The following is a 14,531-nucleotide window of genomic DNA, read 5'->3' on the forward strand; positions in this document are numbered from 1 at the left end:
GAATTCAGGTGGGTGATGATGGGAGTGCACCCCGACACGTGATCGACCCGCACCCCTGGAGAGCCTTCGTGACGCCGCGCATCCTGCTCGCCCGGCACGGCCAGACCGAATGGTCCCTGCTCGGCCGTCACACCGGCAGGACGGACATCCCCCTGCTCGACGAGGGCCGGCGCGGCGCGAAGCTGCTCGGCGAGCGGCTGCGGCGGGGCCGGTGGAACGGTCTGCCGGACCTGGAGATCCGTACCAGCCCGCTGGTACGCGCGCGTGAGACCTGCGAGATCGCGGGCTTCGGCGAGCGGGCGCGGGAGTGGGACGCGCTGATGGAGTGGGACTACGGGGCGTACGAAGGGCTCACCCCGGCCCAGATCCAGGAGCTGCGGCCGGGCTGGCTGCTGTGGCGCGACGCGGTGCCGGAGGGCGAGACCCTGGCGCAGGTCACGGCCCGCGCGGACGAGGTCGTCGCGTGGGCGCGGTCGGCGGACCGGGACGTGCTGGTCTTCGCGCACGGCCACATCCTGCGCTCGATCGCGGCGCGCTGGCTGGGCGAGGACGTCTCCTACGGCTCGCGCCTCCGCCTCGACCCGACGAGCCTCTCGGTCCTGGGCTGGGCATACGGCGAGCCGGCACTGGAACGCTGGAACGACACGGGCCACTTGGAGTAGGGCGGCCTCGGCGGGCGCCGTCCCGCTGGGCGGATCCCACCCGCGACCCACCACGTTGTGGGCAGGCGTTCCGCACGGCGGAACGGGTGGGCACAGCCCACGGGGTCGGCGCCCTGGCACAAGCCTTGTGCGCGAGGGCCCGGCAACGGCACCGAGGCCGTGGGGTCGTGCCCACCCGTCCGCCCAGCGGGACGATCGCCCACAACCAGAGGGTGGGCTACCGGCCCGCCAGGACCGCGCGGGTTTGGGCCAGGCTGCGGCGGACGCGGTTCGACTGGACGTCGCCCAGGGAGTCCAGCACCCGGCGTGCCTCCGCCGCCGCCTCGTCCCGGCGGCCCGCGTGCGCCAGGTCGCTCGCCAGCTGCGCCCGGTAGAGGGCGAGGTTGCGGGCGAAGTGAGGGTTCTGCAGAGCGGTCGCGCGCTGGGCGTGACGGGCCGCGCGGCTCCGGTCGCCCAGCAGCGACCAGCACTGGGCCTCCAGGGCCTCCAGCTCCGGCTCCCCGAAGAAGGTCATCCACTCCGGGTCCCCGTCGGCCTGCCCCCGGGCGAAGTGCGTGTGCGCGCGCCCGAGCGCCTGCTCGCACGCGGTCCGGTCGCCAAGACCGGCCCACGCCCCGGCCTCCCGCAGCGAGAGCAGGGAGAGCAGCCGGGCGGAGGAGAGCGGCTGCGCCGCCCGCAGACCGGCCTGCGCCGCCCGGACCGCCTCCCGGTACCGGCCCGCGTCCCTGGCCAGGAACGACGTGTTGCAGAAAGCATGCGCCTCAAGGGCCGGATCGCCCGCCACGCGCGCGGTGGCGAGGGCCTCCGCGTAGTGCGAGCGGGCGTCGTCGAAGCGGCCGGAGTCATGGGCAAGCCAGCCGACGGAGATCGCGAGCTCTCCGGCGCCCGCGTGCAGCCGGTCCTCGGTGGAGCGGCGGGACGTGGTGCCCGCGTCGAGCAGGGCGAACGCCGCCCGCAGCGGCTGAGCGGCCGCCTTGTAGAGCCCCTCGGCGCCGTGCCGGTCGTCGAGCAGCCGGATCTGGCGTACGGCTTCCTCGACGGCCCGTACCTCGGCCTCGCCGATCCTGTGGGTACCGCGAGGGGCCGGGATCGCGACGGCCGTGCCGCCGAGTCCCAGCGAGGCGGCCGCCAGGGTGGCGGTGCCGCTCGTCATGAATGCGCGACGCAGCACGTCGCTCTCCTCATCGTTCCGGGTCGTGACCGCGGGTGGGGGCGGTGCCCCGGACGAGGCGGACGGCCGCCGGCCGCGTACCGCCTCCCGCGCAGAGAAGCCCAGGTCCGCCAGGCTGAGACCGGGGAACATGTGCAGGAACACCCGCTCGTACGCGTAGTTGGGGCAGCGGATCTCCCCCGCCTCCACGCGTCCGATGTAGCGGGCGTCGCAGGCGACCTGCTCGCCGATCTCCCGCGCCGCCCGGCGGACCGCCGCGGCGAACTCCGCCGGCGAGTGCTGTCCGCGGAGCCGGCGGAAGGCGAGATTGGGAACTGCCCGTGACATCGCCATGGCCGAGCCCTCTCCTGGTGCTGCCGGTGTTCCGGCGGCAAGAACGTACCTGCTGTGACCGGCCACTCACGCGGGGTTTGGCTACAAAACGGATATCTCACGCGCGATCTGCCATGAACTGCCATCCTTTGCGGCGGCGTGCCGCCGTAGCTGTTGACGCGTACGGGCGTTGAACCATGCGGAGAGACGGAACGTGTCTTCTCAGGAGCGAGGAGGGGTCCCCTTGTTGGAGATCGGATCGCAGTCGACCGCACGGCATGCACCCACCCCGGACGCCAGCGCCCCGCACACCGGCGCGCCGCACGGCGAACCCTGTGACCTGGTGACCGTGCCCGTCCGCCAAGGCCTGGAGGCCGTGGACATCCTTCGCCGCGGCGGGGCCCCGCTGGTCGGCCCCGTCCTGCACGACGGGGCCTGCGACACCCTCGGCTTCCTCGTCCCGCCCGGTACGGCGGAGCGCTGGGACATGCCGGGCAGCGCCTGTACGCAGACCTCGGGCCGGGGCCTGCGGATCCCCGAGCTGCCGGAGCTCCCCGAGCCGGCCGGCGACGCGCCCCGCCCGGCGGGCTGGCTCCTGCCGCCCGGGGACACCGGCGAGGTCACCGACCCGACCGTCCTGCGCGAGGCCCTGGGCCAGGCGGCCCGCCTGATCGAAGCGGCCGACGGCTGCCACTAGCCCTGCCGGGCGGGCTCCGGCCCGCGGCCGGGCGCTCCGTTCGGCCCGCGTGCCCGGTCTTCCGATCGGTGCACGGCCTCCGCCCTGGGCGTGGCTCTGTCGGCTGTGCCCGTGCTTCTGCCGCCGTGCTCCGAGGGCCCGGCAGGCTCGTCGGGCGGGGCAGGGGCGCGAGTACCGATAATGGGGCTCGTGGCCAGGAACAGACAGCGTGAAAGGGCGGCCGTCGCCGTCGCCGTCGTCGAGACCGTCGACGGCGGGCTCGCGGAGCTCATACCCGACCGGGAGCGGCCCCGCGGCTGGACGCTGCTGATCGACGGCGCCCCGCAGTCGCACGTCGATCTCGACGACCCGGCCCATCTCTCCTTCGAGTACCAGCGCCGCCTCGGCCACATCGCCGACCTCGTCGCCCCGCCGAACCGGCCCCTCCAGGTCGTCCATCTCGGCGGCGGAGCGTTCACGCTCGCCCGCTACATCGCCGCCACCCGGCCCCGCTCCACCCAGCAGATCGTGGAGCTCGACGGGCCGCTGGTCCAGCTCGTCCGACGCGAGCTGCCCCTCGACGCCGCCGCCCGCATCCGCGTCCGGTCCACCGACGCCCGGGCCGGGCTCTCCAAGGTGCAGGACGGCTGGGCGGACCTCGTCATCGCCGATGTGTTCAGCGGGGCGCGCACGCCCGCGCACCTGACCAGTACCGAGTTCCTCGGCGAGGTCCGCCGGGTCCTGAAGCCCGGCGGCTTCTACGCCGCGAACCTGGCCGACGGGCCGCCGCTGACCCATCTGCGCGGACAGATCGCCACCGCCGCCACCGTCTTCCCCGAGCTGGCGCTGGCCGCCGACCCGACCGTGCTGCGCGGCCGCCGCTTCGGCAACGCCGTGCTGCTCGCCTCCGACCGGGAACTGCCCGTCGCGGAACTCACCCGCCGGGTGGCGACCGACCCGCACCCGGGGCGGGTCGAGCACGGCAGGGCGCTCGCCGACTTCACGGGCGGCGCGGCCCCGGTCACCGACGCGAGCGCCAAGCCCTCGCCCGTACCGCCGGCCTCGGTCTTCCGCTGAGCCCTAGCGGTCCTCGATCTCCACCCGCGGCGCCGTGTCGTGCCAGACGCAGAAGACCGACACCTCGCGCCCGTCCTTGGTGAACGTGACCCGGATCCAGGTCGGCTGCTTCCAGACCTGCATCTGCCAGCCCGATGACGGCGTCGCCGAGACCAGCTCCGCCGAGGTCTCGCCGAGGTCGAAGACGACCCGGCCGCCGTCGACCGCGTAACTCTTCACGCTGCCGCTGTCCGGCTGCTTCGTGGGGGTGGGCCTGGGCGACGGGGCCGTGGACGGGGACACCGAGGGGGCGTCGGTCGTCCGGCCGGGCGTGGGTGTCGGTGTCGCGGACGGGGTCTTCGGCGGCTGGGTGGAGGAGGCGATGGCGTCGCCGATCTCGCCGGCCGGCCCGTCGGTGGTGCCCGCCGGGATCGGCAGCGCGCGCGGCGGGTCGTAGACCGTACCGGCCAGCACCGTGTGCACACCCCACCACGAGAGCGTGACCGCCGCGCCGGTGGCGAGCGACCACGCCATGGCGTGTACGAGTCCTCTACGCATCCGGGCCATACTGCACCACCCCGCGCGCAGGCGTCCCCCAGGGTCCGGCTTCGCCCGTATGGCGTACGGTGCGGGCCATGGCAAGTGTGCTCGTGGTCGAGGACGACCAGTTCGTGCGCTCCGCCCTCATCCGGCATCTGACCGAGGCCTCCCACACCGTACGGAGCGTCGGCACGGCCCTGGAGGCGCTGCGCGAGGTCGCCCATTTCCGTTTCGACGTGGTCATCCTGGACCTCGGACTGCCCGATCTGGACGGGTCCGAGGCGCTGAAGATGCTGCGCGGCATCACCGACGTACCGGTCATCATCGCGACCGCGCGGGACGACGAGGCGGAGATCGTACGGCTCCTCAACGACGGCGCCGACGACTACCTCACCAAGCCCTTCTCGGTGGAGCACCTGTCGGCGCGGATGGCCGCCGTGCTGCGGCGCTCGCGGGCCGCGGCGGGGGAGGCCCCGCCCTCGCGGGTGATCCAGGTCGGCGGTCTGTCGATCGACCCGCTGCGGCGTCAGGCGGAGCTCGACGGGGACCGGCTCGACCTGACCCGCCGGGAGTTCGACCTGCTGGCCTTCCTCGCCGGCCGGCCGGGTGTGGTCGTCGCGCGCAAGGAACTGCTCGCCGAGGTGTGGCAGCAGTCCTACGGGGACGATCAGACCATCGACGTCCATCTGTCGTGGCTGCGGCGGAAACTGGGCGAGACGGCCGCCCGTCCCCGCTATCTGCACACCCTGCGCGGGGTGGGCGTGAAGCTCGAACCGCCGCGGGAGCCCCAGGAGACACAGCCGTGAGATGGGCTCTCGTCAAGGTGTCGCTGGCCGTCACCGCCATGGTCGTCGTCGCCTTCGCCGTACCGCTCGGCCTCGTCGTCAAGGAGATGGCGCGCGACCGGGCCTTCTCCAACGCCGAGCGGCGCGCGGCCGCGCTCGCGCCCGTCCTCGCGATCACCACCGACCGCGACGAGCTCGACCGGGCGGTGGCCACCACCGAGGACGGGGCCGCCGGGCGGCTGGCCGTCCATGTCCCGGCCGCCACCTCGGCCGCCGCCTCGGCCGGTGAACCGGCCGGTGAACCGGGCGGGAAGGGGCTTGAGATCGGCACCCGCCGGGCCGGTGCGGAGGATCTGCGGACCACCCGGGAGTTGGGGCGGGCCACCATCGCCGAGGTCGACGGCGGTTCCGTGCTGCTCCAGCCGACGGCGCTCAGCTCCGGACAGGTGGCCGTCGTCGAACTCTTCGTCCCCGAGGGCGAGGTCACCAACGGGGTCGCCACCGCGTGGCTGGTCCTGGCCGGCGTCGGCGTCGCCCTGATCGTCGGCTCCGTCGCCGTCGCCGACCGGCTCGGCGTCCGGATGGTCCAGCCCGCGCAGCGGCTCGCGGGCGCCGCCCACGACCTGGGCGAGGGCAAGCTCGGCGCGCGCGTCCCCGAGGAGGGGCCGCCGGAGCTCAAGTCGGCCGCGATCGCCTTCAACTCGATGGCCGACCAGGTCGTCCAGCTGCTCGCCAACGAGCGCGAGCTGGCGGCCGACCTCTCCCACCGGCTGCGCACCCCGCTGACCGTGCTCCGGCTCAACGCGGCCTCGCTCGGCTCGGGTCCGGCCGCCGAGCAGACCCGGGCCGCGGTCGAGCAGCTGGAGCGCGAGGTCGACACCATCATCCGCACGGCCAGGGAGGCCAAGCCGCAGACGCAAGGCCCCGGGCCGGGCGCGGGCTGCGACGCCTCCGAGGTCGTCCGGGAGCGGATGGACTTCTGGTCCGCGCTCGCCGAGGACGAGGGCCGCAAGGTACGCGTCGCGGGCATCGAACGCCCCGTCCGTATCCCGGTCGCCCGGCCCGAACTCGTCGCCGCGCTGGACGCCCTGCTCGGCAACGTCTTCCGCCACACCCCCGAGGGCACGGCGTTCTCGGTCGACGTCCACAACGGCGACGACGCCGTCATCGTCCTGGTCTCCGACGCCGGCCCCGGCATCGCCGACCCGGGCGCCGCGCTGGCCCGGGGCAACAGCGGTCAGCGCGCCGGCTCCACCGGCCTCGGCCTCGACATCGTGCGCCAGATGGCCGAGTCCACCGGCGGCGACGTCCGCATCGGGCACTCCGTGCTCGGCGGCACCGAGGTCCGTATCTGGATCGGGCTCGACGGCCGGCGCGGACGCGGTACGGAGGGCCGGGGCGGCCACCGGCTGGGGCGCCGCAAGCGGGGCGGGGCAGGCTCCCGCAGGCTCGGGGACGCCTGAACCTTTCGTGGTTCCGATGGCTTCCTTAAGCGGAGCCTAAGGATCCTCAACCCAGGCCCTCCCGTACGCATTTGTCCGTTTCCCGCTCGCTAGCGTGCTGCCGCACCCCACCTTCACCCCCGGCACGCAGAGGCAGGCACGCGATGGGCACCAGTTCGCACCGGCGCAGGGCGAGCGGCAGGACCAAGGTCGTCGGCGCGGTCGTCGCGGCGGCGGTGATCGGCGGCGCGGTCTTCGCGCTCACCGGCACCGCCCAGGCGGCTTCCGTCGGCGCCGCGTACACCAGGACCAGCTCCTGGAACGGTGGCTACACCGGCCAGTACGTCATCACCAACGAGACTTCCAGCGTCCAGTCGGGGGGCTGGACGCTGGAGTTCGACCTGCCCGCCGGGACGACCATCGGCTCCCTGTGGAACGGCGAGCACACCGTCTCCGGGCGGCACGTCACCGTGAAGCCCGCGAGCTGGAACAAGGAGCTCGCCCCCGGCCAGTCCGTCACGGTCGGCTTCGTGACCTCGGCGGCCGGGGAGGCGGGCGACCCCGCCAACTGCCTCATCAACCAGGCCACCTGCTCCGTCGGGGGCGCGACCCCGACGCCGAGCGGCCGGCCCACCGAGCAGCCCACGCAGACCGCGTCACCGACGGCGGCACCGACCGCGACCGCGACCGCGACCACCACCGCGGCGCCGACGCCGACCGCCACCGCGACCGTCTCGCCCACCCCCGCGCCCACCGCGACCGCCACCGGCACCCCGGGCGCCGCCGCGAAGTACGCGCCGTACATCGACACGTCGCTCTACCCGTCGTACGACATGCTCGCGACCGCCGACGCCACCGGCGTGAAGGAGTTCAACCTCGCCTTCATCACCTCCGGCGGCTCCTGCGCCCCGCTGTGGGGCGGCGTCACCGACCTCGCGAGCGACAAGGTGGCGTCCCAGATCGGCGCCCTGCGGGCCAAGGGCGGTGACGTACGGGTCTCCTTCGGCGGCGCGGCCGGCCACGAACTCGCCCTGAACTGCTCGTCCTCCGCCGACCTCGCCGCCGCGTACGGCAAGGTCATCGACCAGTACAAGCTCACCAAGGTCGACTTCGACATCGAGGGCGCGGCGCTGCCGGACACCGCCGCCAACACCCGCCGCTCGCAGGCCATCGCCCAGCTCCAGAAGTCCCACCCGGGCCTGAACGTCTCCTTCACCCTGCCGGTCATGCCCGAGGGCCTGACCCAGCCGGGCGTGGACCTGCTCGCCGACGCGAAGAAGAACGGTGTCCGCGTCGACGCGGTCAACATCATGGCGATGGACTACGGACCGGCCTACAGCGGTGACATGGGTACGTACGCGATCCAGGCGGCGACCGCCACCCAGGCCCAGATCAAGGGCGTGCTCGGGCTGTCCGACGCGGCCGCCTGGAAGGCCGTTGCGGTCACGCCGATGATCGGGGTCAACGACGTGACGAGCGAGATCTTCAAGGTCGAGGACGCCACCCAGCTGGTCGACTTCGCGAAGTCCAAGGGCATCGGCTGGCTGTCGATGTGGTCCTCGACCCGCGACAAGCAGTGCGCGGCAGGCGCGGTGAACTACGCGGACGCCACCTGCTCCTCGATCCTCCAGCAGCCGCTGGCCTTCACCAAGGCGTTCTCCGCCTACAAGTAGCCCCACCCGTAGTCCACCCTGGTCCCCCCACAGCGCGCGCCCCGGCCGGCCCCCCACCCCCGGCCGGGGCGCGCTGCCCTGCCGTCAGCCTTCCTGTTCGCTCAGGAACGTGTCGATCAGCTTCCCCCACACCGCCGGGTTCTCGGCGAACGGCGCGTGCCCGGTGGCCAGTTCGGTGAGGCGCGCGCCGGGGATGCCGGCCGCGACGGCCTGGTGCAGCGCGGGTGCCACCAGGCGGTCCTCGGTCGTCGATATCACCAGGGTCGGCACGGTCACCGCGGCCAGGTCCTCGCGGATGTCCGCCCGCGCCACCAGGTCCGCGTGTTCCGGGGTGCCGGGCGGGATCGATTCGCCGGTGAGCCGGACGACGCCCTCCACGACCTCCGGTGTCATGGGGTCGAGCATGGCCGGGCTGAAGACCAGCGGCACGAGGAGGCGGGCCACCAGTTCACGCTGCCCGCCGGCCGCGAGGTCCCGCCAGAGCAGGGACGCCTGGCGCAGCGCGTGGTCCGCGTAGGCGAACGGGGCGGTCAGGACGAGGGAGGTCACCCGCTCCGGATGGCGGATGGCGGTGCGGATCGCGACCGTCGTCCCCAGGGAGTACCCGCAGACGGCGAAGCGCTCCACGCCCGCGGCGTCGGCCGCCGCCACCAGCCCGTCGGCCAGCGCGTCCAGTTCGAGCGGCCGCGTGGCGCGCGGCGCCCCGCCCGTTCCCGGCAGGTCGAAGCCGACGACCCGCCGCCGCCCGCCGGAGGCCAGCGCCTCCCTGATCGGGCCGTAGTTGGACTCGATGCCCCCGCCGGAGCCGTGGGCCAGGAGCAGGGCGTGCGAAGTGGCCATCGAAGAGCCCCCCAAATCTGTAATGAGCGTTACGGAATCAGTGGAGTCACCGTAGCAGATTCAGTAACGCCCATTACAGAACTGGCGGACGTCAGCCCTTCACCGCACCCCGCATGATCCCGCCGACGATCTGCCGCCCGAAGACCACGAACACGAGCAGCAGCGGCAGCGTCCCGAGCAGCGCGCCCGCCATGATCACCGACTGGTCGGGGATGTACCCCCGCCCCAGGCCGGCCAGCGCCACCTGCACCGTCGGGCTGCCGTTCTGCGTCAGCGCGATGACCGGCCAGAAGAAGTCGTTCCACGCCATCACGAACGTCAGCATCCCCAGGACCGCCATCGCCGGGCGGGCCGCGGGGAAGACCACGTGCCAGACGACCCGAGGCCAGCTCGCCCCGTCCACCCGGGCCGCCTCGATCAGCTCCGAGGGCAGGGCCCGGCTCAGATGCTGGCGCATGAAGAAGACGCCGAACGCGGAGGCCAGCGCGGGCAGGATCACCGACTGCAGCCGGTCGGTCCACGACACCTCGGCGATCAGCATGAACAGCGGCACGACGGACAGCTGCGGCGGCACCATCATCGTGCCGATCACCACCATCAGCAGCGCGTTCCCGAACCGGAACCGCAGCTTGGCGAAGGCGAAGCCGGCCAGCGTCGAGAACAGCACCGTGCCCGCCGCCACCGACCCCGCGACGACCGTCGTGTTGAGCAGCGCCTCGCCCAGGTTGGCGTCGGTCCAGGCGATCCGAAGATTCCGGGGGAGGTTCCCGCCGAACCAGAACGGCGGCGGGGTCTGCGCGAGCCGCGTGGTGTCCCGCGAGGCCGCGATCGCCGTCCACACCAGGGGAAACAGGGACCCCACCGTGACGACCGCGAGAACGGCGTACGTGATCAGGCCCGCCCGTGGCGCCCGCATCAGGTCTCCCTCCGGCGCAGCAGCCACGCCACCGCGCCGATCAGCAGCAGGAGCAGGAACATCGCCCAGGCGATCGCCGAGGCCCGCCCGAGATGGTGGTTCACCCAGCCCTGCTCGTACAGATAGAGCCCGAGCGTCTGGTACTGGTGGTCCGCGCCGCCCGTGGCCCCCGCCCCGCCGTTGAACAGCAGCGGCTCGCCGAAGAGCTGCGTCGCGCCGATCGTCGACACGACGACGGTGAACAGGATCGTCGGCCGCAGCCCCGGCAGGGTGACGTGCACGAACTGCCGCCACCGCGAGGCCCCGTCCAGCGCCGCCGACTCGTACAGCTCGTCCGGGATCGCCTGCATCGCCGCCAGGTAGATCAGCGCGTTGTAGCCGGTCCAGCGCCAGATCACGATCGACGAGACCGCCAACCGCGAGGACCAGGTGCCGTTCTGCCAGTCCACCGGCCCGAACCCGGCCGTGCCGAGCACCCAGTTGACAAGCCCGTGCTCTCGCCCGAAGAGCAGCACGAAGACCAGCGTCGCCGCGGCCACCGACGTGGCGTACGGGGTGAGGGCCGCGACCCGGAAGAAGATCCGGCCCCGCAGCCGCGAGTTGAGCAGATGCGCGATGCCGAGCGCCATCACCAGCTGCGGAACGGTCGACAGGACCCCGATCGTGATCGTGTTCCCCAGCGCGTTCCAGAAGAACGCGTCGTCCAGGAGCCGGGTGAAGTTCCGCGTCCCCACCCACTCCATCTCGCCCGGCGCGGTCAGCTCCACCCGGTGCAGCGAGGCCCAGCCCGTGTAGAGGAGCGGAAAGAGCCCGAAGGCGGCGAAGAGGAGGAAGAAGGGGGCGACGAAGGCGTACGGCCCGAGGCGCACGCTCCGGCGGTGCCGGCGGGCGCGGCGCGCCGCCTCCTTCGTACGGGCGGAGGGCGCGGGCTGATCCCGCGGCGGTACGGCGACATCGGCCTCGGCCTCGGCCATGGGGCTCACCTGTCACCGGTCCAGGGCGTTGTCGATCGTCTTCACCGCGGCCTCCCAGCCGGCCCGGGAGGACCTCCCCTTCTGGTCGACCTGGAGCATCCCGATGTCGGCGAGGTTCTGGGCGATGACCGCGTCCTTGGGTCCGGTGACCGTCACCGGGACACCGCGCGCCGCCTCGGCGAAGATCGCGCCGACGGGGGCGTCCCCGAAGTACGGGTGCCGGGCGCCGGAGACGGCCGGCAGCGCGTACGCGGCCTGGGTGCTGGGGAAGCTGCCCCGCTTCTCGAAGAGCGTCGCCTGCTGCGCGGGCGCGGTCAGCCAGGCCACCAGCCGGGCCGCCTCGGCCGGGTGCCGCCCGGCCTTCGGTACGACGAGGAAGGAGCCGCCCCAGTTGCTCGGCCGGGGCGCCGCGGCGACGTCCCACCGGCCCCGGCCGGCCGGGCCCGCCTTGTCCTGGATGTAGCCGAGCATCCAGGCCGGGCAGGAGACGGTGGCGAAGGTGCCGTTGGCGTACGCCTGGTCCCAGGCGGGGGTGAACTGCTGGAGCCGGCCGGTCAGGCCCTCGGCGGCGAAGGCGGCCGCGAGGTCCCAGGCGTGCTTCACGGCGGGACTCTCCTTGTAGACGACCTCGCCCCTGTCGTCGTAGAAACGGCGGGGGCTGCTGCCGGTGACCGCGGCCATCACGCCGGAGGCGGAGTCCACGAACGCCGTGCCCGCGGGCGCCTTCGCCTTGAACCGCCGCCCCGTCTCCAGGTACTTGTCCCAGTCCCCGGCCCAGAGCCGTCCGACGGCCGCGCGGTCGGTGGGCAGACCGGCGCGGGCGAAGAGGTCCTTGCGGTAGCAGATGCCCTGCGGGCCGATGTCCGTGCCGAGACCCACCGTCCTGCCGTCCCCGCTGGTGCCCTGGGCCCATTTCCACGACAGGAAGGCGCTCTTGTCGACGCCGGGCGTCCTGCCGAGGTCTTCCAGCCGGTCGGCCTGGGTGGCGGTGATCTCGGCGATGTTGTTGACCTCGACGGCCTGCACGTCGGCGAGGCCGGAGTCGGAGACGAGGTGGGTGAGCAGCTGCGGGTAGTAGTTCTCGTTGCGCTCGATGGAGGTCTGCCGGATGACGACGTCCGGGTGGAGCCTCATGTACGTGTCGTAGAGACCGGCCTCCTTCAGGCCGAAGGCCCCGAAGACGCCGACGGTGAGCACGGTCCGCCCGGCCGCGTCCCGGCCGTCGTCCTCGGCGCAGCCGGCCGAGAGCCCGGCCGTCAGGGCGAGGGCGAGGGCGAGCGCGACGGGGGTACGCACGCCACGGAGCGTAGGGCGCCCCGCGGCGCGGGGGCGGCGCCCGCGCCGGGGGCAGGGCGAGCCCACCCGCTCAGCCGAATGTCTTCGACTGAGCACGCATCTTGACCGTCCTCCGACAAGGATTGAAGAGTGGGAGTGCTCCCATAACCATTCCCGCAGGAGAACTCCATGCGCAGAGGACGACCGCTCCTTGCGGGGCTCGCCCTGGCCGCCGGCCTGCTGGCCCACAAGGGCGGGCGCGGTCGTCGAGTCGGACCGCGTGGACCCGAAGCGCTTCCACGGCTTCAAGGACGGCACGTTCCACGGGAGTACGGACGGGGGCGCGTCCCTCACCGCGAAGGCCACCTTGGTGTGGAGCATGTCGCGGGCGGCGAGCGCCAGGTGCTTGGCGTACGACCACGGGCCGAGCGGCCCGTCGACGGGGCCGTCTGCCTGGAGCTTCGCCCAGGTCTCCAGGACTGCTGCCGCGCGGCCGTCGTAGGGCGGCCGGGATCTCGTTCACGCCTACCGCGAGAGTGACGCAGTACGTCAGGAGGCGGTCAGTAAGCTGCGCGAGGGCGACCGAGCCCGGGTGGTGCCGCAACCCGAGGGTGCGGATGATGTCCGCCTCGGCGGCTTGCTCGACGTGCTCTTCGACTGCATCGGCTGCCTGAATGATGAGTGCGCCGATGTCCACTGAGGCTCTTGCGTCGGCTGTTCTGTCGTGCCGGGTCTGCTTGAGCATGGCCGCTCGCTACCATCGTCGTGACCTGCGGTATCCACGACGGTAGGGCGGTGCGTGCAGGGAGAGGACACAAATCGTGTCCCCCTTCGTCAGGCTGCCAGCAGGCCTACCTTCACGGCCAGTTCAGAGGCACGACGGCGGCGCGAGGCAACCTTGGACTCGGTCTCTTCCAGGATGATGGAGCGGGCGTAGCCGTTGTACTGGATCGTCTCCGGCGCGGCCTCATAGGCCTGCGACAGCGTCGCGATCGCCACGTCCGGCTGTCCGTCGAGCTGATAGCTCCGGGCCTCCTCGATACGGTGCCGGGCTCGGCGCGGGCGGGAGGGGATCGTGGCGGCGTCGGCGCGGGCGGCCTGTCGTACGGATTCTGGCCCGGCATGGAGCTCGACGGCCACCGTCACCGCGTGGGCGCCCATGTCTGCGTTCTCTGACCGAACGCCACCGGATTGGCGTACGGGTCCGGGGTAGCGTCAGATGACAAGGCCTTGCCCCTCCTCTGAACAGACTCGACACCTGCCAGCGTAGGGGCGGGCCTCTCTCATGTGAGCCTGGATGTGCGAAATCGCCCGTCCGCCTGAAGGTGAACGGGGCCCGCATCACCGAGCGGAGCTGGTAGATCGAGAACGAGCGCCGCCGTCGAACAGCCGCACACGCGAGCCCTCACCACTGCCGACGCGCATGAGATTCGGAGTCGTCCCGCTCGTCCGGCCCGGTCCGGGTGCGTTCGGCACCGTCTGGACCGACGCTGAAACCATGTCGAATCGAGAACCTGCTCCCGGTTGGGGCCAGCCGCCCAGCACGGGAGGTGGGGCCCCGCCCCGTAAGAGCAACAGGGGAAAGATCATCGGCTTGTCGTGCCTGGGCGTGATCGCTCTGCTTGTCGTCGTGATCGTTGCTGTCATGCTCACTGTCGGAGGCGGGGACGACGAGCCGGAGCGGGAGACTCCCGCAAGCCCGTCGCAGCCCACCGCGCGGGAGACCTCGGCCCCGGGGCTTCCGCAGGAGGAGAGCGGCGCCAGGGGAGACGTGAAGATCACGGCATGCGAGGTGGATCCCGTCACGAAGTGGCCCAGTGCGGAGTTGCTGATCACCAACCGGTCGAGCAAGGCCAGCAACTACATCGTGAACGTTGAGTTCGTCGACGCGTCCAACAAGCGGCTGAGTGAAGCGGTTGCAGCGTCGAACGGGGTGGCGCCCGGGCAGCAGTCGAAGGTGACGGCACAGGGGCTGGACCAGATCACGGCCAGGATCACATGCCGGATCACGGACGTCACCCGTTACGCGTCCTGAATGAGAGCCGCGTTCCCGTGATGTTGCCAGGCTCGGAGCACGACGAAGGGCTGACCTGTTTTCACAGGTCAGCCCTTCGTCCTCAGGGTGAGTAACGGGACTCGAACCCGCGACATCCTGGACCACAACCAGGTGCTCTACCAGCTGAGCTATACCCACCATGACCGGCGGTTT

13 protein-coding genes, 1 tRNA gene and 1 pseudogene are annotated in these 14,531 nt (G+C 72.5%); 7 read left to right on the forward strand and 8 right to left on the reverse strand.

What is annotated here, in order from left to right; all coding sequences use genetic code 11:
• Positions 1–68: 68 nt before the first annotated feature.
• Positions 69–662, forward strand: coding sequence for a histidine phosphatase family protein (locus tag FDM97_RS05710; protein WP_137989165.1), 594 nt, complete (start codon positions 69–71; stop codon positions 660–662).
• A gap of 217 nt (positions 663–879) precedes the next feature.
• Here FDM97_RS05710 and FDM97_RS05715 read toward each other — a convergent pair whose 3' ends face one another.
• The gene (locus FDM97_RS05715) at positions 880–2,166 is read right to left on the reverse strand and encodes an ATP-binding protein (protein ID WP_137989166.1); all 1,287 of its coding nucleotides are present in this window, start codon (positions 2,164–2,166) and stop codon (positions 880–882) included.
• A gap of 223 nt (positions 2,167–2,389) precedes the next feature.
• Between FDM97_RS05715 and FDM97_RS05720 the strand changes: the two genes are divergently transcribed.
• The gene (locus tag FDM97_RS05720; RefSeq protein WP_137989167.1) at positions 2,390–2,842 is read left to right on the forward strand and encodes a hypothetical protein; all 453 of its coding nucleotides are present in this window, start codon (positions 2,390–2,392) and stop codon (positions 2,840–2,842) included.
• A gap of 180 nt (positions 2,843–3,022) precedes the next feature.
• Positions 3,023–3,898, forward strand: a complete 876-nt coding sequence (locus tag FDM97_RS05725) for a spermidine synthase (RefSeq protein WP_137989168.1) — start codon at positions 3,023–3,025, stop codon at positions 3,896–3,898.
• A 3-nt stretch (positions 3,899–3,901) separates the two neighbouring features.
• Here the strand turns inward: FDM97_RS05725 and FDM97_RS05730 are convergent, their stop codons facing one another.
• A complete protein-coding gene (locus tag FDM97_RS05730) occupies positions 3,902–4,444 on the reverse strand; it encodes a hypothetical protein (RefSeq protein ID WP_137989169.1) in 543 nt (180 codons plus the stop codon).
• Positions 4,445–4,512: 68 nt separating this feature from the next.
• On the opposite strand from FDM97_RS05730, the gene FDM97_RS05735 reads away from it, so the two are divergent.
• From FDM97_RS05735 to FDM97_RS05745, 3 genes are all read left to right on the forward strand, one after another.
• A complete protein-coding gene (locus FDM97_RS05735) occupies positions 4,513–5,223 on the forward strand; it encodes a response regulator transcription factor (protein WP_137989170.1) in 711 nt (236 codons plus the stop codon).
• Positions 5,220–6,665, forward strand: a complete 1,446-nt coding sequence (locus FDM97_RS05740) for a HAMP domain-containing sensor histidine kinase (protein WP_137989171.1) — start codon at positions 5,220–5,222, stop codon at positions 6,663–6,665. The genes FDM97_RS05735 and FDM97_RS05740 overlap by 4 nt, the downstream gene beginning before the upstream one ends.
• 143 nt (positions 6,666–6,808) lie before the next feature.
• The gene (locus FDM97_RS05745; protein ID WP_137989172.1) at positions 6,809–8,317 is read left to right on the forward strand and encodes a glycoside hydrolase family 18 protein; all 1,509 of its coding nucleotides are present in this window, start codon (positions 6,809–6,811) and stop codon (positions 8,315–8,317) included.
• 84 nt (positions 8,318–8,401) lie between these two features.
• Here FDM97_RS05745 and FDM97_RS05750 read toward each other — a convergent pair whose 3' ends face one another.
• The 5 genes and pseudogenes from FDM97_RS05750 to FDM97_RS05775 form a co-directional block, all read right to left on the reverse strand.
• Positions 8,402–9,157, reverse strand: a complete 756-nt coding sequence (locus FDM97_RS05750) for an alpha/beta fold hydrolase (protein WP_137989173.1) — start codon at positions 9,155–9,157, stop codon at positions 8,402–8,404.
• A gap of 91 nt (positions 9,158–9,248) precedes the next feature.
• The gene (locus FDM97_RS05755) at positions 9,249–10,142 is read right to left on the reverse strand and encodes a carbohydrate ABC transporter permease (RefSeq protein WP_432816277.1); all 894 of its coding nucleotides are present in this window, start codon (positions 10,140–10,142) and stop codon (positions 9,249–9,251) included.
• Positions 10,073–11,047, reverse strand: a complete 975-nt coding sequence (locus FDM97_RS05760) for a carbohydrate ABC transporter permease (RefSeq protein WP_137989175.1) — start codon at positions 11,045–11,047, stop codon at positions 10,073–10,075. Before FDM97_RS05760 ends, FDM97_RS05755 begins: the two co-directional genes overlap by 70 nt.
• A 12-nt stretch (positions 11,048–11,059) precedes the next feature.
• Complete coding sequence (locus FDM97_RS05765) at positions 11,060–12,343, reverse strand: ABC transporter substrate-binding protein (protein ID WP_137989176.1); 1,284 nt, start codon at positions 12,341–12,343, stop codon at positions 11,060–11,062.
• Between the two features lie 813 nt (positions 12,344–13,156).
• Positions 13,157–13,489, reverse strand: a pseudogene (locus FDM97_RS05775) (XRE family transcriptional regulator); the annotation flags it as partial.
• Positions 13,490–13,967: 478 nt separating this feature from the next.
• Here FDM97_RS05775 and FDM97_RS05780 point away from each other — a divergent pair.
• Positions 13,968–14,357, forward strand: a complete 390-nt coding sequence (locus FDM97_RS05780) for an FxLYD domain-containing protein (RefSeq protein ID WP_137989178.1) — start codon at positions 13,968–13,970, stop codon at positions 14,355–14,357.
• Between the two features lie 86 nt (positions 14,358–14,443).
• On the opposite strand, the gene FDM97_RS05785 is transcribed toward FDM97_RS05780, so the two are convergent.
• Positions 14,444–14,516 (reverse strand) — tRNA-His (locus FDM97_RS05785).
• Positions 14,517–14,531 lie beyond the last annotated feature (15 nt).

This window comes from Streptomyces vilmorinianum, from assembly GCF_005517195.1.
Lineage (GTDB): Bacteria > Actinomycetota > Actinomycetes > Streptomycetales > Streptomycetaceae > Streptomyces > Streptomyces vilmorinianum.